This window comes from Pseudomonas folii (assembly GCF_014357575.1).
Taxonomy (GTDB): domain Bacteria; phylum Pseudomonadota; class Gammaproteobacteria; order Pseudomonadales; family Pseudomonadaceae; genus Aquipseudomonas; species Aquipseudomonas folii.
The window spans coordinates 23,067-41,429 of sequence record NZ_JACONW010000025.1 but is presented as its reverse complement, the minus strand read 5'-3'; the positions used below and the strand labels follow the sequence as shown (position 1 = coordinate 41,429).

General features: G+C 59.0%; 17 protein-coding genes. 5 read left to right on the top strand and 12 right to left on the bottom strand.

All coding sequences use genetic code 11. The features are described 5' to 3' along the window. Positions 1 to 436: 436 nt before the first annotated feature. On the top strand, positions 437 to 1,336 hold the full coding sequence (locus H8S59_RS07975) for a polysaccharide deacetylase family protein (protein ID WP_095101446.1): 900 nt from the start codon (positions 437 to 439) through the stop codon (positions 1,334 to 1,336). Between the two features lie 104 nt (positions 1,337 to 1,440). On the opposite strand, the gene H8S59_RS07970 is transcribed toward H8S59_RS07975, so the two are convergent. Then, complete coding sequence (locus tag H8S59_RS07970) at positions 1,441 to 2,529, bottom strand: NADH:flavin oxidoreductase/NADH oxidase (protein WP_095101448.1); 1,089 nt, start codon at positions 2,527 to 2,529, stop codon at positions 1,441 to 1,443. Between the two features lie 85 nt (positions 2,530 to 2,614). Between H8S59_RS07970 and H8S59_RS07965 the strand changes: the two genes are divergently transcribed. Both H8S59_RS07965 and H8S59_RS07960 read left to right on the top strand, forming a co-directional pair. Next, positions 2,615 to 2,917: an ArsR/SmtB family transcription factor gene (locus H8S59_RS07965; RefSeq protein WP_095101450.1), complete on the top strand. Its 303-nt coding sequence runs from the start codon at positions 2,615 to 2,617 to the stop codon at positions 2,915 to 2,917. A 46-nt stretch (positions 2,918 to 2,963) separates the two neighbouring features. Then, positions 2,964 to 3,251, top strand: coding sequence for a DUF1883 domain-containing protein (locus tag H8S59_RS07960; protein WP_087264168.1), 288 nt, complete (start codon positions 2,964 to 2,966; stop codon positions 3,249 to 3,251). Positions 3,252 to 3,448: 197 nt separating this feature from the next. On the opposite strand, the gene H8S59_RS07955 is transcribed toward H8S59_RS07960, so the two are convergent. From H8S59_RS07955 to H8S59_RS07930, 6 genes are all read right to left on the bottom strand, one after another. Continuing rightward, on the bottom strand, positions 3,449 to 4,684 hold the full coding sequence (locus H8S59_RS07955; protein ID WP_246475132.1) for a M20 family metallopeptidase: 1,236 nt from the start codon (positions 4,682 to 4,684) through the stop codon (positions 3,449 to 3,451). Beyond that, positions 4,656 to 6,290, bottom strand: a complete 1,635-nt coding sequence (locus H8S59_RS07950) for a dipeptide ABC transporter ATP-binding protein (protein WP_187521065.1) — start codon at positions 6,288 to 6,290, stop codon at positions 4,656 to 4,658. The genes H8S59_RS07955 and H8S59_RS07950 overlap by 29 nt, the downstream gene beginning before the upstream one ends. After that, the gene (locus tag H8S59_RS07945) at positions 6,287 to 7,120 is read right to left on the bottom strand and encodes an ABC transporter permease (RefSeq protein WP_095101456.1); all 834 of its coding nucleotides are present in this window, start codon (positions 7,118 to 7,120) and stop codon (positions 6,287 to 6,289) included. Before H8S59_RS07945 ends, H8S59_RS07950 begins: the two co-directional genes overlap by 4 nt. After that, on the bottom strand, positions 7,113 to 8,060 hold the full coding sequence (locus H8S59_RS07940; RefSeq protein WP_027899619.1) for an ABC transporter permease subunit: 948 nt from the start codon (positions 8,058 to 8,060) through the stop codon (positions 7,113 to 7,115). The genes H8S59_RS07945 and H8S59_RS07940 overlap by 8 nt, the downstream gene beginning before the upstream one ends. 15 nt (positions 8,061 to 8,075) lie before the next feature. Further along, positions 8,076 to 9,647 (bottom strand): ABC transporter substrate-binding protein, encoded by a 1,572-nt coding sequence (locus tag H8S59_RS07935; protein ID WP_187521064.1) that lies wholly within the window; start codon positions 9,645 to 9,647, stop codon positions 8,076 to 8,078. Between the two features lie 92 nt (positions 9,648 to 9,739). Then, positions 9,740 to 11,032, bottom strand: a complete 1,293-nt coding sequence (locus H8S59_RS07930; RefSeq protein WP_095101462.1) for a M20 family metallopeptidase — start codon at positions 11,030 to 11,032, stop codon at positions 9,740 to 9,742. A gap of 70 nt (positions 11,033 to 11,102) precedes the next feature. On the opposite strand from H8S59_RS07930, the gene H8S59_RS07925 reads away from it, so the two are divergent. Continuing rightward, complete coding sequence (locus tag H8S59_RS07925) at positions 11,103 to 11,873, top strand: GntR family transcriptional regulator (RefSeq protein ID WP_187521063.1); 771 nt, start codon at positions 11,103 to 11,105, stop codon at positions 11,871 to 11,873. A 226-nt stretch (positions 11,874 to 12,099) separates the two neighbouring features. Here the strand turns inward: H8S59_RS07925 and H8S59_RS07920 are convergent, their stop codons facing one another. From H8S59_RS07920 to H8S59_RS07905, 4 genes are read right to left on the bottom strand one after another with little or no spacing between them, the layout of a single operon-like run. Next, positions 12,100 to 13,329, bottom strand: a complete 1,230-nt coding sequence (locus tag H8S59_RS07920; protein WP_187521062.1) for a Zn-dependent hydrolase — start codon at positions 13,327 to 13,329, stop codon at positions 12,100 to 12,102. Positions 13,330 to 13,352: 23 nt separating this feature from the next. After that, positions 13,353 to 14,282: a 2-hydroxyacid dehydrogenase gene (locus H8S59_RS07915; protein WP_187521061.1), complete on the bottom strand. Its 930-nt coding sequence runs from the start codon at positions 14,280 to 14,282 to the stop codon at positions 13,353 to 13,355. Further along, positions 14,279 to 15,034 (bottom strand): class II aldolase/adducin family protein, encoded by a 756-nt coding sequence (locus H8S59_RS07910; RefSeq protein WP_187521060.1) that lies wholly within the window; start codon positions 15,032 to 15,034, stop codon positions 14,279 to 14,281. Before H8S59_RS07910 ends, H8S59_RS07915 begins: the two co-directional genes overlap by 4 nt. Next, the gene (locus H8S59_RS07905; protein ID WP_187521059.1) at positions 15,031 to 16,341 is read right to left on the bottom strand and encodes an MFS transporter; all 1,311 of its coding nucleotides are present in this window, start codon (positions 16,339 to 16,341) and stop codon (positions 15,031 to 15,033) included. Before H8S59_RS07905 ends, H8S59_RS07910 begins: the two co-directional genes overlap by 4 nt. A 153-nt stretch (positions 16,342 to 16,494) precedes the next feature. Between H8S59_RS07905 and H8S59_RS07900 the strand changes: the two genes are divergently transcribed. Beyond that, positions 16,495 to 17,460: a LysR family transcriptional regulator gene (locus H8S59_RS07900; protein ID WP_187521058.1), complete on the top strand. Its 966-nt coding sequence runs from the start codon at positions 16,495 to 16,497 to the stop codon at positions 17,458 to 17,460. An 8-nt stretch (positions 17,461 to 17,468) separates the two neighbouring features. Here H8S59_RS07900 and kdgR read toward each other — a convergent pair whose 3' ends face one another. Continuing rightward, positions 17,469 to 18,251, bottom strand: coding sequence for a DNA-binding transcriptional regulator KdgR (kdgR, locus tag H8S59_RS07895; RefSeq protein ID WP_187521057.1), 783 nt, complete (start codon positions 18,249 to 18,251; stop codon positions 17,469 to 17,471). Positions 18,252 to 18,363 lie beyond the last annotated feature (112 nt).

The following is an 18,363-nucleotide window of genomic DNA, read 5'->3' as shown; positions in this document are numbered from 1 at the left end:
TTTATAAAAATCGACGAGTTGCAGACAATCGGTCCATTTAAACTTGCCCGAAAAGCGAAAAACATCAGCTTGAGGCAGATTTGCAGGAAAGTTATCACGATTGGAATGGACCGGAGGTAGTAAATAAAGCCGAACTGGGCAGACCTGTGAACTGGGTCGGAACCGGGCGCGATTATCCGGGTTGAATGAATATCCTTGTAGGCGTGAGCTTGCTCGCGATAGCGCAAGGTCAGACGGTAATTTCTCAACAGGTCTACCGTTATCGCGAGCAAGCTCACTCCTACAGCGTCCGTGTTTGCTGCGCGACAACGCGGCGTCTGAACAACGGGGATCTCCTGCAGATTGCAAACATCGGCACTACACCGCTAAATAACCTGCACGCACCCCACGTTTTTTGTCATCATTCCGCGCATCCGTCACCCGGAATACCCCGTCAATGCGAAGCTTCTGTACTGTTTTATCCGGGCTGGCCCTGTCGGCGGTTCTTGCAGGATGCATTGCGACGCCCATTCCCCTGACTCAACAAACCCGCGAACGCTTGAGTCAGCAAGCGCCGATCCGTTTCGTCGTGACCTTTGACGATGGTCCGAGTGCATCCAGCCTGGCCAACCCTACGGTGGAAGTGCTGCACAGTCTTGCAGAGAACCCGGTGCAAAACGATATCAAGGCCGTTTTCTTCGTCCAGACGGGAGCTACACGAGCGGGTAACAGTGACCGTGGTCGCAGAATCATGCGCCGTGAAGCCGTTGCGGGGCATATCCTGGGGTTTCATTCGGGTACGCCCGGCCATACTAACCATCGCTCATTGAGTGACGAAGTGCTGGAGCAATCCCTGCAACAGGGCAGCGCGATCATCGCATCAACCATGGGTAGCCCGCCGACGCTGCTCCGTCCACCGTTCTGGAACTACGACCAGCGTACGTTTGCGGCCTACCAGCGGCATGGCATGCGGGTGCTGCTGACCGATATCAGCGCCAATGACGGCAAAATCTGGGGCTTCAACGCCAGCCCACGCAGACGTGCCCACATGCTTCGGGAAATGTCCGAAGTGCGCGAACGCGTTGCCACCGGTGAGTTTCATGCGGTAGATGGTGCCATTCCGATTGTGGTGACCTTTCATGACCTGAATCGCTACACCGCACGGCACACCCGGGAATACCTGCAGATTTTATTGGACAGCGCTCAGGCAACCGGTCTGCAAGTAGCTCCCAAGCCTTTTTATGATGACCGCGCCGAGTTGCAACGCGCTGCGCTGTCCCGAACGGTGCCAACCAGTGCTGTTGCTGTCCACTTGCCAGGGGTGTGGGGTTGGCTCTGGGATAACGACTCCAGATAAACAACGTGCTGCAGACACTCAACCGCTGAAATGCAGAAAGGCGACACCGGGTCGCCTTTCTGCATTTAGTCTGTCGCTTAGTCTGTCGCCAGTATTACCGCCGATTAGTAGCGCTCAAGCCAGTGCGCATAAGCCGTAGGCAGTGTCCAGGACGCCCGGTCGATACCCAGTTCCTTAGCCGCGAAATAAGCCCAATGCGGGTTGGCCAGGTGAGCCTTGCCGACCATCACCAGATCCAGCTGACCCTCTTTGACCGCCTGCTCGGCGATACCCGGGAAACCAAAACCCCATGCGGACGAAACCGGAATGTCGGCTTCGCGGCGTACACGCTCGGCGATAGGTCCCATGAAGGCTGGAGCCCAAGGAATGTTGGCATCGGGAATGGAGAAGCCAATGCTGACACTCAGCATGTCCAGACCGGCCGCTTTGAACTGGCGGGTCAATTCGATGGATTCCAGCAGCGTCTGCTCGTCACGGCCATCGAATTCCAGCACACCGAAACGTGCCGTCAGGGGCAGATGCTCTGGCCAGACCTCACGCACGGCAGCCAGGGTTTCCAGCAGGAAACGGCTGCGGTTTTCGAAACTGCCGCCATAGGCATCTTCACGTTGGTTGGAGTGCTCGGAGAAGAACGACTGGGCCAGATAACCATGAGCGAAGTGCAGTTCCAGCCACTCAAAACCTGCATCTCGGGCACGGCGGGCTGCGGCGACGAAGTCTTCGCGGACACGGGCAATGTCGTCCAGCGTCATGGCCGTTGGCTGTTTTGACAAGTGAGCGCCAAAGGCAATGGAGGAGGGCGCGATGGTCTGCCAGCCGCGGGCATCATCAGCCGCGATATGGTCATCGCCTTCCCATGGACGGTTTGCGCTGGCCTTGCGGCCTGCGTGTGCAATCTGGATGCCGGGCACCGAACCCGCTGCCTTGATGGCCTGCACTACCGGTACAAACGCTTGGGCCTGCTCGTCGTTCCAGATCCCGGTGCAGCCCGGAGTGATCCGGCCTTCAGGCGAAACAGCTGTAGCTTCGACGATCACCAGACCAGCACCGCCGCGTGCCATGGCGGCCAGGTGTACCTGATGCCATTCGTTGATCAGGCCGTCGACCGCGGAGTATTGGCACATCGGCGGAACTGCAATCCGGTTGCGCAACGTGATATCTTTCAGGGTGTAGGGTTGGAATAACGCAGACATTAAGCAGACCTCGGAATGATGTTTCGTTTGTTCGATACTATTCGAACAATGGCTGTCCGGTAAACCCCCGTGTATGATTCGCCCCATGCGCCCATTCAAGCATCCCCCCGCCAGCGACTTCGAGCTCGAGCGAGTGTTTTACGCTCTGAGCGATCCGGTTCGTCTGGAGATAGTCCGATATTTAGGCCGCGTGCCTCAGGCCACGTGTGGCGAGCTTGACGGTGGAAGACCCAAGTCGAGCATGTCCCATCATTTCCGGGTGCTGCGTGATGCAGGCCTGGTCATGACCCAGAACGTAGGCACCACGCACATGAACTCGCTGCGAACCGATGACCTGGACAGTCGATTTCCCGGACTGATGGCCGCGATCCTTGCCCAAAAGGCTTGAAGCTTTCAATGACAGAAAGGCCTGACCCACCTGGCCGGAGCAGTAAATGAAATTCATACACCAGCGTGAACACCTCAATGAAGACGACATCGTGGTCATTCAGGCTTCGCAGACCTGCAACATTCGCCTGATGAGCGATGCAAACTTCCGCAGCTTCAAGAACGGTGGACGGCACACCTATCACGGCGGGGCGTTTGATACTTTTCCAGCCAAAATCACTGTGCCAAGCAGTGGCTACTGGAACATCACCCTCGACACCGTAACGCGCCGTGCTATCAGCGTAACTCGCAAACCGACACTGACGCACTCGATCAAGATTATTCGCAGGTCTTGATACTACTGCCTGCGGAATCAGACCTGTAGGAGCTGCCGAAGGCTGCGATCGCGGTATGTCAGGCTAAATGCTTCGCAGCCTTCGGCAGCTTGCTACAGACAATGTTGGCGTCCTTGCCGTCTGGTTATGAATTCTTGTGCGTGAATTCACTGTTATGAGATGCAGCGTTATTCAAAACAGGGCAATTCGAAGCAGAGCTATTCGGCGACCTCACAAATCCTGAGGATAGCCAGGATGTAGACGCGCACCATGTCCAGGTAATCGCTGATGTGTACGCGTTCGTCCGGCATGGTGTTGAACTTGCCGCCCGGACCGCAGACGACGCCTTGCATGCCCAGACGCTGGTAAAAGTGCGCAGCGTCAGTGCCGAAATAAGCGGGCGGGGTGATGATGCCGGTGGGTTGCGGCTCGCCACGAACCTGCTGATAAGCAGCGTTGACCGCCTTGACGATCAGCGAGTCGTGGGACACCTCGAACGGTGGCATCAGCGGTTGATTGTCACTGTCATTGATCAACTTTGCCTGCAGCCCGGGGAATTGCTCGCAGAGCTGATCGAGCAAGCGCTGCAGGTCGGCCAGTACCGACTCCACGGTTTGCCCTGGCGTATAGCGTGCCGAACCGCGCAGGCGCAGAAAGTCCGCGACTTGTGGCGGACGCCATTCTTCGAGGTCGCGGCCCAGCGCGCCGCGCACCACGCCGATATGACCGCGGTTGACCTTCTCATGCTCCGGCGAGCGTGCGCCGCTGAAGGTGATGCCGTTGATCTGCGGGATCAACTGCACCGCAGCGGTGATCACGTCCACGGCTTCTTCACGCTTGGACAGGTGACGGGTGTCGCCGGTCAGCTCGATGACGAACATCAAAGAGCCCACGTGCAGCGTAACGGCCTGCAGGTCGGTGGGTTCGGAATTGATGAAATAGTCCGCTTTCACGCCTTGCTCGATGGCCGCAATGGTCCCGATGCCACCCTGCAATTCACCCACCACATAAGTGAGGATGACATCGCCCTTGAGCTTGATACCCGCATCGATCAAGGTTTTCAGCGCACAAAAATAGGCCGCATCGCCAGCCTTCATGTTGGAAACGCCGATGCCATAGATGAACTCGTCATCAATCTTCCCGGCCCACGGGTCCACCGTCCAGCCTTCAGTCACCGGGTTGGTGTCGAGATGCCCATTGAACAGCAGGCTGTGACCGCCCCCCTGGCCCTTGAGCGTGCCAATGGCGTTCAGGCGTTCGCCCGGCACCGGCATCAGTTTGGCGTCCAGCCCCAGCTCCGCCATTTGCCCCGCCATGTATTCGGCCAGTTGCCGTTCTTCGGGGGTGGCGCTGTAGCTTTTGTGCTGCACCATGCGCGCCAGGAAATCCAGGCAGTACGCCTCGTCAATGCGGTCGAGTAGCGCTTCAGGCGTCATCAAAAGGCTCCAATTCATTCAAAGGCTGCGGCACTGCGTCGAGCAGGGCACGGGTATAGGGGTGAGTGGCCTGCGCGGCCATGTCCACGGCAGGCAGAATTTCCAGCAGATCGCCGCGGTACATCACGGCAATCCGGTGGGCTATCTGCCGGACCAGATTGAGGTCATGGGTAATGAACAGGTAAGCGGTACCGTGCTGGCGGCGTAGTTCCAGTAGCAGTTCGATCACCGTGGCCTGCACCGAAACGTCCAGCGCAGCGGTGATTTCATCGCAGATCACCAGTTCCGGGCGGGCGGCGAACGCGCGGGCGATGGCGACACGCTGCTTCTGTCCACCTGACAACTCATGGGGGTAGCGACTGGCAAAGTCTTCAGGCAGGCGCACTTCGCGCAGCAGACGGCCGATCGCCTCAGCTTCGGCTTCGCCTTGCGTCAGGCCATACAGGCGCAAGGGTCGAGACAGGATCTGCCCAATCGTCTGCCGTGGATTAAGCGAGGCATCCGGGTGCTGAAAGATGATTTGCACCTTGCGCCGATAATCGCGGTCCATCTGCGCGGGGCCGCAGATCGGTTTGCCGTCGAAATACACAGCGCCGGTAAACGGTGTCAAACCGGTCAAGGCCTTGGCCAGGGTTGATTTACCCGAACCGGACTCGCCGATGATGCCAAGGATTTCACCCCGCGCCATGCTCAGGTTCATGTCGCGGGCCCCCATGGAGGGCACTGATTTACGCCGCAACAGACTGTCGAGCAGGCTAGGGCGACCATAACGGACGTTGAGGTCGCTGACTTGCAGTAGCGCCGGGCCGACGGATTTCTTCTCATCCAGCAGACGTTTGTCCGCAGCCGGAACAGCCGCCACCAGACGTTGCGTGTAAGGATCACTTGGGGCGCTGAAAATGCGTCCGCCACGAGCCTGCTCGACGATGCGACCCTGATTGAGCACGCACACCCGATCCGCGACGCGCGACACCAGCGCCAGGTCATGGGAGATATATAAAGAAGCAACGCCGGTCTCTTCACGCAGACGGCGAAACAACTGCAGGATCTGCGCGGAGCTGATCACGTCGAGGGCCGTGGTCGGCTCATCGAAAATCAGGCACTGCGGGCGACAGGCGAAGGCGGTTGCGATCAGCACACGCTGTTTCTCGCCACCGGACGCTTCATGGGGGAAGCGCTTCATCATCGCGGCAGGGTCTTTCAGGTCAACGTCGGCCAGCAACTGTTCGCCCAGGGCCCAGGCCTCGCGATAGCCCAGATCCCGGTGGCGGGTCAGGACTTCAACCACTTGCTCGCCGAGGCTGAGTGTCGGATTAAGCGACGCGCTAGGGTCCTGAAAGATCATGCCCAAACGCCCACCGCGCAGCTTCTCCACTTCACGTTGAGGCATTTGCAGCAGGTTCTCGCCTTGCAGACTGATGCTGCCGCCCATCTCCCGGGCATTGCTGGCCAGGTAGCGCATGATCGCCCAGCCGAGGGTGGTCTTGCCCGAGCCGGACTCACCGACCAACCCGACGACTTCGCCTGCTGCAACGCTGAAGTCAATGTTCTGCAGGACATGCAGGGCGCCGGTGGGCAATTGATAGTCGAGGCTGTAATCAGCGACTTCCAGAATCGTACTCATGAGCGCTGCCCCTTGGGATTAAGGGCATCGCGCAAGCCATCGCCCAGCAGATTGAAGCCGATCGCAATGATGGCGATTGCCAGGCCCGGCATCAGCATCATCCACGGAGCCTGGAAGAAGTAGCGCCGCGCTTCGGCAACCATCAGCCCCCATTCAGGCTGTGGCGGTTGTGCGCCAAGGCCGAGGAAACTCAAGGTGGCGAACAGCATGATGGCGAAGGCCACGCGAATGGTTGCCTCGACGATGATCGGCGCCACGATATTGGGCAGCATTTCCCGCACCACGATGTAGGCGGTGGATTCGCCCCGGGCGATTGCGGCATTGACGTAGTCCTGACGGCGGGCAGCCAGGGCCACGCTGCGGGCAATACGCGCCATGCCCGGGACAAAGGCAATAGTGATTGCCAGTACCGCATTGAAATCGCTTTTGCCCAGCGTGCTGACAATCAACATTGCAAATAACAGCGTAGGAATCGCCATCACCGCGTCCAGCGTCCGCATCAATGCTTCGTCGACGCGGCCGCCGAGGTAGCCGCTGACAGTGCCCAATAATGCGCCGATCAGCATCGCCATGGCGGTCGCAAACACGGAGAGCGAGATCGTCGCCTGGGCGCCAACCAGCACACGACTGAGGATGTCGCGACCCATTTGGTCAGTACCCAGCCAGTGCGTCAGGCTGGGCGCTTTGTAACGGGTGAGAATCGAAATGGCTTCCGGATCGAACGGGGCCAGCGCAGGGCCTGCGACCACCAGAATGACCGCCAGCAGCAAGATAAGACTGCCCAGCAAGCCTTGAGGCGTCGCCAGCAGCCGGTAGAAAACATTACGCATATTGAATTCGCCGGTCGAGATAGGCATAGGTCAGGTCAGCCACAAAGTTGACCACGCAATAAGTAGCGGCAAGGATCAGCACACCGCCCTGAATCGCCGGCAAGTCCCGGGCGGCCACAGCGACCAGCAATTCGCGGCCGATGCCGGGGATGTTGAAAATCTCCTCGACCACGACGATGCCTCCCAGCAGGTAGCCAACGTCCAGCGCGACAATGGTGATGGTCGGCAGCAAGCCGTTGCGCAGCGCATGACGCAGCAATACCCGCCGCCGTGTGAGGCCCTTGAGGCGTGCGGCGCGTATGTAGTCGGTTTCCAGAACGTCGATCATTTCCGAGCGCACCATGCGCGAGACATGGGCAACCATGATCATCGACACTGTCAGCGTCGGCAGAATCAGGTGGCGAATGCCTTCGACGACGTTATCGCCCAGCGGCACATAGCCGGTCGCCGGTAGCAGTTGCCAGAAATCAGCGAACAGCAGAACCAGCAGCGTGGCGGTGACGAACTCGGGCAACGACACGCCGATGTACGACAGCACGCCAATAATCAGGTCCACTGGACGCCCTCGGCGCACAGCGGCAATGATCCCCAAGGGAATCGCCACCGCCAGCATCAGCAGCAACGAGCAGCTTGCCAGCAATAACGAGCGGCCCAGCGCATCAAGCAGCGAACCGAGCACTGGCTGGCCATTGCGCATCGAGACACCCAGGTCGCCTTGCAGAACCCCCATCAACCAGTGACTGAATTGCAGCCAGGCTGGCTGATCCAGCCCGAGCCTGGCGCGCAGCGCTGCCAAGGCTTCAGGCGTAGCGTTCTGGCCCAGCAAGGTCACCGCCGCATCTGCCGGGAGCAGTTGCGTGATGGCAAAGACCAGCAGTGAAACGATCAGCAGGGTGTACACGACCAATAGCAAACGCTTGGTCAGATAAGCAGCAGTCACAGGTTTATCCTCGTTTCATCCACGCTTGGGCGCGCTGTCGTCCAGCCACGCCTGATCGAGACGGAATACCGCGCCGCGAGGGTGCAATTGATAGCCCTGGACGTAATTGCGTTGCGCGGCCAGTACATCGAAGAACATCGGAATCAGCGATGGCACCTGCTCATGCATCAGTTTCTGCGCAGTGGCGTACAGAGCGGCGCGCTTGACCGGATCATCGGTGCCACGGGCTGCAGTTACTGCCGCGTCAAACTCGGCGTTGTTCCAGCGGGTTTCATTCCAGGCGGCATTCGACGTGTACAACAGCGAGAACACCGCGTCGGCGGAGGGCTGCATGTTATAGAAGCCGACATAGAAGTTGCCTTTCTTCCAGACCTGATCCAGATAAGTGCTGTTGGCCATGGTCGCAACATTGATGTTGAAACCTGCTGGCTTGGCCATTTCGCGGACAGCAATACCCAGCTGGGTACGGGTGGACGGTTTGTCCGAAGCAACCAGCGTGATGTCCAGGCCGTTGGGATAACCGGCGTCGGCCAGCAGTTTTTTCGCCTGCTCGATATTGGCCTCTCGCAAGGCAATATCGCTGTGGTAGCGATAGGCAGCATTGAGCGGGGTGTCATTGCCGGGAGTACCAAAACCTTCCGCCACAAAATCCACGAGGGCGGCGCGGTCAACACAAAGAGACAGCGCCTGACGAACTCGCACATCGTTGAACGGTGGCTGGTCGCACGCCATGTTGATATTCAGGAACTGTCCGGAAGGCACGCGCAGACCTTTAACGCCACTGGCGTCACTGAGTCGGCTGAACTCTGTGGCTTGAGCCGACAGCATCAGGTCAATGTCGCCCGACATCAGCGCCGAGCTTTCCGCCGACGGATCGGGGTAAACGCGGATTTCGATACGATCCAGATGCGGGCGTTCCGGGTCATGAAAGTGTTCGTTGCGGGCAACCACGACCATGCGTTCCGGCTCGAACGACACCAGTTTGAACGGCCCCGTACCCACCGCTTCGCGGGACAGCCGCGCCAGATCGCCTTGCACGATGGCGGCCGGGACGATCTTGGCGTCCGGGTAGGCCAGGCTCACAGGCAAGTCGGCATACGGGGCGCTGGTGGTGATTTTGATGCGCACGTCATCAAGGGCTTCGACGGTTTGAATCGGGCCGATGTTGCGCAGGCCGGGCGACGCGGTTTTTGGATCAAGGATCGCTTGCAGGCTGGCGGCGACGTCCTTGGCGGTGCAGGCGCTGCCATCGTGGAAGCGCAGGTTGCCGCGCAACGTGAAGGTCCACTCGGTCAGCGTGTCGTTGTGGCTCCAGGATTGCGCCAGATCCGGTTCTGCCTGCATGTCCTGACTCAGACGGGTCAGGCCGTTATAGAGCAGTTCGCTGAGCAGATACTCGGGATTAACCCGTGCCAGCAGCGGGTTGAGCATACCGACTGCCTGATCGACGCTGATACGCAGCGTGCCACCTTTGCGAGCCGCAGCGGCGGCCCAGAGTGTGCCGGAAAACGGCAGCATGGCCGCGCCGGTGACGATGGCGGAAGTGGTCAGGAAACGACGGCGGTTGAGCCTGAAAACGGTAGTCATGGCGATACTTCACTTTGCAATGAGTGGGCGTAGGGCAGCCAGGTAAGAAGCCGATAACCAGTCTTGATGCCGGTCTTCGGTGTTTCCAGTGTTCAGTCAGCAGGTGACTCAGTGAGCGCTGGCGAAACGAAGTCAGCGGCCAGATAGGTCAGGATCGATTGCGCCAGCGCCACCAGATCGCTGCGGGTGGTGTACTCGTCCGCAGCATGAATACGGCTTTCCGGGCGGATCAGTCCACCCAGCAGAATTTCCTGGATGCCCGCTTGTTGCACCCAGCCCATGTCCGAACTGCTCGACGAGCCGTAGCGCTGAAACTGTTCCGGGGTGAAACCGAAGCCGACACCCAGCGCCGCCTGCCAGCGCGGCCAGTGCGGACCGGTAGGGTCCGCAACCGGGGCCAGATGACCAATCACTTCATGTTCGAAGGACAACGCTTCGCTATCCGCCATGGCGCTCTCAATGCAGTTTTTCAACTCAGCCATGACCTGTTCGTAAGGCTCCTGCGGCGCGTAGCGGCGATTGATCAGGATGTCGAATTGCGCCGGGACGGTTGATCCTTTGCTACCACCGTGGGCGGCGGCCAGCGTCATGCGTGAAATCAGCGGCGCGCCGTTGTAGTGCGGCGGCGCGGGCATCGGCCAGGCCCGTTTTTGCACGTCGAGCTTCAGGCTGTGCAATGCATTGAGCAGCGGCAGGCTCTGTTCAATGGCATTGATTGCATTGACCGGTTCACCTGAATGCGAGGAGCGGCCTTTGACCGTGATCTTCAGATCGATGCTGCCAAAGCAGCCCGCCCAGATGCGGGGGGCGGCGCCGCCGTTGAAGCTGAGGATATGGCCTTCCACCAGCTGTTGTTCGGCCAGATAACGGATACCTGGGTACAAACCGCCTTCCTCGTCAGTACACAGTAACAACGATGGGCAGTAGCGCAGCGGCAAATTGAAACGCTGGGCAGCGCGCAAGGCAGCGAGGGTGGAGGCGATGCTGCCTTTCATATCAGCGGTGCCGCGGCCAATGAGTTTGCCTTCGACCTCGGTCAGTTGCAGCGGCGGCTGAGTCCAGCCGTCGCCCGGCGGTACGGTATCGACATGGAAATACAGGCTGCAGACTTCCTGATCGCCAGGCTGACGAGCCACAAGATTGATGCGTTCGCCATAGGCTTCGCCGCTGCGGGTCTGCCATAACGTTTCGGGCACTGTGACGCGTCGGGTGTCCATGCCTAACGGCGCGACCAACTCATCCATGAGGTCGGCGAACGCGCCGTAGCCCGCACCGGGAGGAAAACAGGTGTCTACGGCGATCATGCGTTGCAGATCATGGAGGAGCGAATCATGATCCGCCTCGATTGACTCGAGTGCCTGTTTCAGCGCCGCATTCATCGTCATTTTTCGCTCTCGATGTATTTCTATATAGTTTATAGTTAAGTATCCACGCACGGCCCGTCAAGGAAAAAAGATGACAGACAGCAACCCGCCGCTTGCACCTGTGAATTTCTCGCGCCTGAGCGAAAACGACAGCGCGCCCCTTTATGAGGTAGTCAAACGGCATATTTCCGAGGCAATCCTCCTCGGCGAGTGGGCAAGCGGCACGGTGATACCCAGTGAGAATGCTTTGGCGGCCGATTTCGGCGTGTCAGTCGGCACCATCCGGCGCGCATTGGCCGAGCTGGTGTCCGAGGGGATGCTGATGCGCAGACGCAAAACGGGCACCGTGGTAACCGGCTGGGCTCCGTTGCACAACCTGCGCTATTTCTTCCAGTACTTCCGCTTGCACAACAAGGAAGGCGCGCTGCTGAAATCGCGCACGGTATTGCTTGATTACCAATTGGGTGAGGCCAGTGCGAACGATGCGGAAAAGCTGCTGATCGAAGAGGGCAGTCCGGTCTATCGCTTGCACCGCCTGCGCAGCATCGACGGCGTGCCTGCGATGCATGAGCAGTTCACGATTGTGGCCAGTAAAGTCCCGGACTTTCCTGGCCCGGACGAACTGCCGGAGTTGCTCTATCGTTATCTGCTTGAGCAGTACGGTCTGCGTGTTGCTGCTGTGCGGGAGCAACTGACGGCTGGTCTGGCCAATGACGAGGATTGCGCACTGCTGGAACTGATCGCGCCCCATGCAGTGATGATCATTGATGCGGTGTCATTCGATCAGGCCGCCACGCCGGTCATGATGACCCACCAGCGCGCGAGCACTGAGCACTTCATGTACGTCAATGAGATTCGGTAGGATCCGTGCAGACTGGCTACGCGCCGTGAGCGGGGATTAGGTGGCGGTTCAATATTCGTCTGCAAACCCAATCCCCGCAGGAGAGAATTCATTCGCGAAAGGGCCGGTACTTCCGCAGTTTATATACGGCCTGGAATACCGCCTTCCGAATAGATTCGGTTCCACGGGCCGTCCATGAGCGTGAGATCATGATCGGCCCGCGTTCTGGGCTTGCCCGCTCAGTTTGTTATCGCTGAATCCGTTCGACAATGGCATTCAGCAGCACATCGCACCCCATCCGTGCATCTTCCGGGAAGATATCCTCGGCCTCGTTATGACTCAACCCGCCAACACATGGGATGAACACCATGGTGGTTGGGCAGTGTCGAGCCAGCAGGATAGCGTCGTGGCCTGCGCCGCTGACGATGTCCTGATGCGGATACCCCAGCGCTTCGACGGCACGGCGCACTGCGGCGACGCAGTCCTTGTCGAACGGAGTGGCCGGACTGAGCCAGTGGCGCTGTATGTTCAGGGTCAACCCGCGAGCGTCAGCCACTTGCTGGAAACGCTGTTGGACCTGCTGTTCCATGAGCGCAATCTGTTCGTCTTCGTGGTGACGTAAATCGACCGTGAAGTTCACGCTGCCTGCGATGGTATTGCGCGACGATTTGGCGATGCTCAACTGGCCGATGGTCACCAGCCCTTTGGGCGCGAACTCATCGGCCAGGGCTTCAAGTTGCGCAGCCATTTGCGCCACGCCAAACAGGGCGTCCTTGCGCAGTTTCATCGGTGTGGTCCCGGCATGGGCGCTCTGGCCTTTGACCTGCACGTCCAGCCAGCAAATCGCCTGGCCACCCGTCACCACGCCCACCGGGATGCCGTTATCTTCAAGGATCGGGCCCTGTTCGATGTGCGCTTCAAAATACGCATCGAAAGGACGTTTGAAGGGTTGCTCACCCACATGCCCGGTGGCGTCCAGCGCTTGAGCGACGCTGATACCGTCCGCATCGCAGGCGTCCAGCGCGGTCTGTAATTCCAGGCTGCCGGTGAATACCGCAGAACCAAACATCGCAGGCGTGAAGCGCGCACCTTCTTCGTTGGTCCAGACCGCAATCTCGATCGGGCGCTGGCTCTGGATGCCTTGCTCGTTCAGACAGCGAACCACTTCCAGCCCGCTCAAGACACCGTAGATGCCATCGAAGCGACCACCTTTGGGCTGGGTGTCCAGATGGCTGCCCATCACGATCGGATCAAGCGTGTCGTCCAGTCCGGCGCGGCGGGCGAACAGGTTACCGATCGCATCGAAGCTCAGGGTCATGCCTGCCTCCCGACACCAGCTCATGAACAGCTCCCGACCCGCTTTGTCCTCCGTAGACAGGGCCAGGCGGCAGTTGCCGCCTTTGGCTGTGGCACCGATTCTGGCCATGTCCATCAGGCTGGCCCAGAGGCGCTCGCCGTTGGATTCAAGTACGTTCATCACTCAACCTTTTGTATGTCGCTTCAGTAGCCCAGTGTCGGGTCCACCGGGTTATTCAGGGGTTCGCCATTGATCAGGCGGCGGGCGTTTTCCGCGACCTGCTGCGCAATGCAATCGTCGGAGGCTGCGGAGGCCATGTGCGGGGTGATGATCACGCCCGGCATCTGCCACAAAGGATCATCGACCGGCAACGGCTCCTGATCGAACACGTCCAGCACCGCGCCGCGCAGATGCCCGCTGGCCAGCGCCTGTTGCAAGTCATCAACGATCAGGTGCTGCCCGCGTCCGGCATTGACGACCACCGCGCCAGGAGCCAGAGCGGCAAAGGTCTTGCTGCACAGGATGCCTCGGGTAGCGTCAGTCAAAGGCAGCAGGTTGACCAGCATGTCCAGTCCGTCGAGGAATCCATTGAACTGTCCGTCACCGTGATGACAGACCACGCCCGGGATTTCTCGCGGGCTGCGTGCCCAGCCACTCACGGCGTAGCCAGCACCGGCCAGATCACTGGCAATCGCTGCGCCCAGCGAACCCAGGCCCATGACGCCCACCTTGAATTGACCTGCGGGCCGCTGTGGATAACGCTGCCACGCACTGTGGCGTTGCTGCGCAGCCACGCGATCAAAATCACGATGAAAATGCAGTACTGCCCAGCGCACGTATTCGGTCATCCCGCGCCTATGGTCAGGGTCCACCACGCGGCAGGCGGGAAGATCCGCTCGACTCGGGTCAGTGCGCAAATGATCGACCCCGGCAGCCACCGAGTGCACCAGTCGCAGGTTGGACAGGCTCGCCATGCTGCCTGCGGGCGGATACCAGCAGGCGGCGATTTGCGCCTCGGCGGCGGCCGGGTCATCGGGCAGTACCACCTTGAGTTCAGGCGCAATACGGGCGAATGCGGCTTGCAGTTCGCTGTCTAGAACGGTGTCATTGGTCAACAGGACGACGGTGGTCATGAGCAGTAGGACTCGCGTTGGTCTTCGATCAAGGTGAGTGCTGCTTTCCAGCTCAACTGAATGATCTCTGCGGCTTCATCGCGATCAAACTGCTGGGCTGTCAAACGGCACACTTCCTCGCTGGGTTGCACGAGTTTACTGTTACCGGACAGGGCTTGAACCTGTGCCTGACACGCTCGCTCAAGAAAATGTATCTCGTGGAACGCCTGAGCCACGCTGCCACCTCCCGCCAACAGGCCGTGGTTGCGCAGAATCATCGCTTTATGAGGGCCGAGATCCGCCACCAGGCGCTCCCGTTCCTCCAGCGACAGGGCGATGCCTTCGTAGGTGTGATAACCCAGCTTGCCGTAGAACTTCAGCGCATGTTGGGTGATTGGCAACAGGCCATGTTCCTGCGCGGCAACTGCCATACCGGCTGCGGTGTGGGTATGAATCACGCAGTTCAGGTCTTCTCGGGCCATATGGATCGCGGAGTGGACAACGAAGCCTGCGGCATTGACCCGACTGTTTTCCAGGTCACCATTGACCACCTGACCATGCTGATCGATGCGCACCAGATCGCTGGCTCTCATCCGGTCGAAGATCACCCCGTAGCGGTTGATCAGGAAGTGATGTGCGGGACCGGGGATACGCAGGCTGATGTGCGTGTCGATCAAATCAGTCATGCGGAAGTGCGCCACCAGCCGATACAACGCAGCCAGTTCGCAGCGGGCCTGCCATTCCACAGCATCGATAGAATCCGGGGTATTCATGAAAGCTCCTTGTTGAACGCTGGCTGCTGCGTGGTGTTGTCGTCACCGCGCAGACGCGCCAGACCACAGACGCCAAACAGCGAAATGCCTGCCAGCACACTGAAGAAAATCGCCAAAGGCAGCCACTGCCCGGCGTAGTGAGTCGCCAGCAACGTACCGATGATGGGCGTGCTGCCACCGGCAATCGCACAGATCAGCTGGTAGGCGATGGAAATCCCGCTGTAACGCAGGTGCGCCGGGAATGCCTGCGCCATGTAACCGGCAATCACCGCGTAGAGTGCTGACAGGGTGATCACGGCCATCGCGATACCCAGGGTCATCAACGCGAGATTCTGAGTGCCGACCAACAGAAACATCGGGTAGGGCATGAACATCGAGAGCAGGGCGGTCAACATCAGGAACCGGCCTTCGCCGATACGCTCAGCCAGCAATGCGCTGATGGGCTGGGAAATGAATTGCAGGACGGTCACGATAAACAGGCAATCCAGAATGGTCGCCCGGGAGATGCCCTGATACTGGGTCACGTAAGTGATCATGAAGGTGTTGGTGAAGAAAAACCCCGCCGAGCCGATGGTCACCGCACAGGCGGCGAAGAAAATCTGCCGCCAGCAGGTGCGCAGCACATCCAGGACCGGGTATTTGGCAGTTTCGCCTTTCTCGGCGACTTCTTTGAATTCCGGTGACTCTTCAACGCCAAAGCGGATCGCCAGGCCAATCAGCATCAGTACGCCACTGGCGAGGAACGGTAAACGCCAGCCCCAGTCGGCAAATTCAGCGGGCTCCAGAGATGTCACCAATCGGAAGGCAATTAACGCCAGCAGCAAACCGGCGGGGCTGCCCAATTGCGCAAACGAGGCGTAGAACGTCTTGCGACCCTTGGGCGCATGTTCGCTGGCCATCAGCACCGCGCCGCCCCATTCGCCACCGACCGAAATGCCTTGCACGATGCGCAGCGCGACCAGACCAATGGGTGCCCAGATACCGGCGCTGGCGTAGCTTGGCAACAAGCCGATCCCGGTAGTCGCGAGCCCCATCAACAGCATCGTGAACAGCAACATCTTTTTCCGGCCAAGACGATCCCCCAGATGGCCGAACACCATCCCGGCCATGGGCCGTGCGATGAACCCCACCGCGAAAGTGCCAAAGGCGGCAAGGGTGCTCAGGCCGGGCGTATCGCTGGGGAAAAACACCTGGCCCAGGATCAGCGCGGCGGCTGTAGCGTAGATGTAGAAGTCGTAGAACTCGATGGTGGTCCCGATGAATGCCGCGGCAGCCGCGCGACGCGGCTGGTTGGATGAGGTTCGCATGCAAGGCCCTTTTGATTTTGGCGTTATGGCAGGGATTGAGGCTGGTCACGTAGCGCTCTGGGGGCGCTTCCCTGCTTTATCGCTCGCTGCCTATAATTAATCAATTTGCTAATACTTATTTTGTGTATTAGTCAGGCTACTAATGGTGCGGTGATGAACAACGACGAATCGGTCGAAGCACAAGGCAAGTGGCAAGGTCGGCGCTTTCTCAATGATCGACTGGACTGGAACCTGCTGCGCACTTACCTGGCTATCGGGCAGGAACGCAGTATCAGTCGCGCGGCAGCCAGGCTTTTCGTCACGCAATCAGCGGTCAGTCAGTCGCTGAAACGTCTTGAAGAACAGCTCGATTGCGCGTTGATTGTGCGCAAGGGGCCGCGCTTCGACCTGACTCAAGCGGGGGAGGAGGTGTTTGGCATTGCTCAGGAAATGTATGGCAATGTCTCGCGCCTGGGTACGGCAGTTGAGGGCGCCGAGGAAGAAGTCGTTGGCAAGGTGCGTGTGCTGTCCATCAGTCATGTTCAGTCACCGCTCTATGACGACTTTCTTGCGGACTTCCATCTGATGCATCCGCGTGTCGAACTGGAACTTGAAGTCATGCGCAGTTCGGACATTCAGAGTTCGCTGAACCAGAAAACTGCCAGTCTGGGCATCGGACTGTGCCGCTTCCCCCAGGCGAAACTGGAGCGGGTTCTGTTGATGCGCCAGCGCTACGCATTCTTTTGCGGCAAACGTCATCGACTCTTCGGCAAACGAGGGTTGGCACTGGATGCGTTACAGGGCGAAAACTTTGTCAGTTTCACCAGCGACCAACTTGGCGGCAATCTGTCGCCGTTGACAGTGTTCCGTGATCAGCAGGGCTTTACCGGCAAAATCGTCGCATCCTCGCCCAGCTTTGAAGAGATTCGCCGGTTGATCATTGCCGGTTACGGCATCGGTTGTTTGCCTGAACACCTGGTGGACAATGATTTGCACAACGGGTTGATCTGGCGTTTACCCCCGGCTGACGGCGTCGTGGATGTCGATATGTTTTTGATGTGGAACCGTGATCAACGGATGAACCGCGCCGAAACGGTTTTTATCGAGTCGTTTCGGCAGGTCATTGAAGGGGCGCTTTGATCAGCAGGTTATTTTGCGTGCCAACCTAACTGGCTGGAAATGCGCTGCGTGGCTTCAACCAGTTGCTTGACGTAATCCTGCTTGAGTTCTTCGCGAAAGCGGAAGCAGGGAAAGGAGACGCTCATGCCGCCGATCACATGACCAAAACGGTCGCGGATCGGCGCCGCCAGACAGCGCATGTTGTCTTCGAATTCTTCATGATCTTCGGCATAGCCCTGCTCGCGGACCACCTGCAGTTCCTGCAAATAAGCATCGACGGTTGTCAGCGTGTTGGCTGTTCGGCGCTCAAAGCTTTCTTCCTGCAAGTGCGCCAGCAATTCCGGCTGATCCAGCCATGCCATCAAGACCTTGCCGATCCCGGTGCAGTAAAGCGGCGCGCGCCGACCGATGCGCGAATACATGCGCAGGTTGTACTTGGAGTCGATCTTGTGCACGTAGACGATGCTGCCTTCGTCAAGAATCCCCAAATGCACGGTCTCGCCGGTCAGCTCATTGATACGGCGCATGCCCGGCTCAGCCTCGCGGACGATGTCCAGATGAGGCAGGGCTTGCGCGCCCAATTCAAACAGTCGAACGCTGAGCCGGTAACGATCTTCGGCGTCCTGCACCACATAACCGCGGGCTTTGAGTGACTGCAAAAAGCGATAAACCGTGCTTTTGGACATGTCCAGTTTCTGCGCGATTTCCGATACGCCGCTTTCCTCGGGATGTTCTGCCAATGCCTCTAGTACCGCCATGGTCCGGCCTACTGCGGAGACCAGTTCATTGTTCTGGAGAGTGCTGTTGTCCATGAAGGCTCCAACGGGAACGGAAAACCCAAGAATATACGCTAGCGAATCAAAACGCTGTTTCATTTTTCTTGACGAGCTTCAAAATCTGATCAAAACTCCGCCCCAAGCTGCA

Coding starts and splice junctions, on each gene's coding strand:
- H8S59_RS07935 (WP_187521064.1), bottom strand. CDS start 9,647: ATGACTACCGTTTTCAGGCTCAACCGCCGTCGTTTCCTGACCACTTCC.
- H8S59_RS07900 (WP_187521058.1), top strand. CDS start 16,495: ATGAACAACGACGAATCGGTCGAAGCACAAGGCAAGTGGCAAGGTCGG.
- H8S59_RS07905 (WP_187521059.1), bottom strand. CDS start 16,341: ATGCGAACCTCATCCAACCAGCCGCGTCGCGCGGCTGCCGCGGCATTC.
- H8S59_RS07975 (WP_095101446.1), top strand. CDS start 437: ATGCGAAGCTTCTGTACTGTTTTATCCGGGCTGGCCCTGTCGGCGGTT.
- H8S59_RS07910 (WP_187521060.1), bottom strand. CDS start 15,034: ATGAATACCCCGGATTCTATCGATGCTGTGGAATGGCAGGCCCGCTGC.
- H8S59_RS07965 (WP_095101450.1), top strand. CDS start 2,615: ATGCGCCCATTCAAGCATCCCCCCGCCAGCGACTTCGAGCTCGAGCGA.
- H8S59_RS07920 (WP_187521062.1), bottom strand. CDS start 13,329: ATGAACGTACTTGAATCCAACGGCGAGCGCCTCTGGGCCAGCCTGATG.
- kdgR (WP_187521057.1), bottom strand. CDS start 18,251: ATGGACAACAGCACTCTCCAGAACAATGAACTGGTCTCCGCAGTAGGC.
- H8S59_RS07930 (WP_095101462.1), bottom strand. CDS start 11,032: ATGACGATGAATGCGGCGCTGAAACAGGCACTCGAGTCAATCGAGGCG.
- H8S59_RS07970 (WP_095101448.1), bottom strand. CDS start 2,529: ATGTCTGCGTTATTCCAACCCTACACCCTGAAAGATATCACGTTGCGC.
- H8S59_RS07945 (WP_095101456.1), bottom strand. CDS start 7,120: ATGCGTAATGTTTTCTACCGGCTGCTGGCGACGCCTCAAGGCTTGCTG.
- H8S59_RS07925 (WP_187521063.1), top strand. CDS start 11,103: ATGACAGACAGCAACCCGCCGCTTGCACCTGTGAATTTCTCGCGCCTG.
- H8S59_RS07955 (WP_246475132.1), bottom strand. CDS start 4,684: ATGAATTGGAGCCTTTTGATGACGCCTGAAGCGCTACTCGACCGCATT.
- H8S59_RS07915 (WP_187521061.1), bottom strand. CDS start 14,282: ATGACCACCGTCGTCCTGTTGACCAATGACACCGTTCTAGACAGCGAA.
- H8S59_RS07950 (WP_187521065.1), bottom strand. CDS start 6,290: ATGAGTACGATTCTGGAAGTCGCTGATTACAGCCTCGACTATCAATTG.
- H8S59_RS07960 (WP_087264168.1), top strand. CDS start 2,964: ATGAAATTCATACACCAGCGTGAACACCTCAATGAAGACGACATCGTG.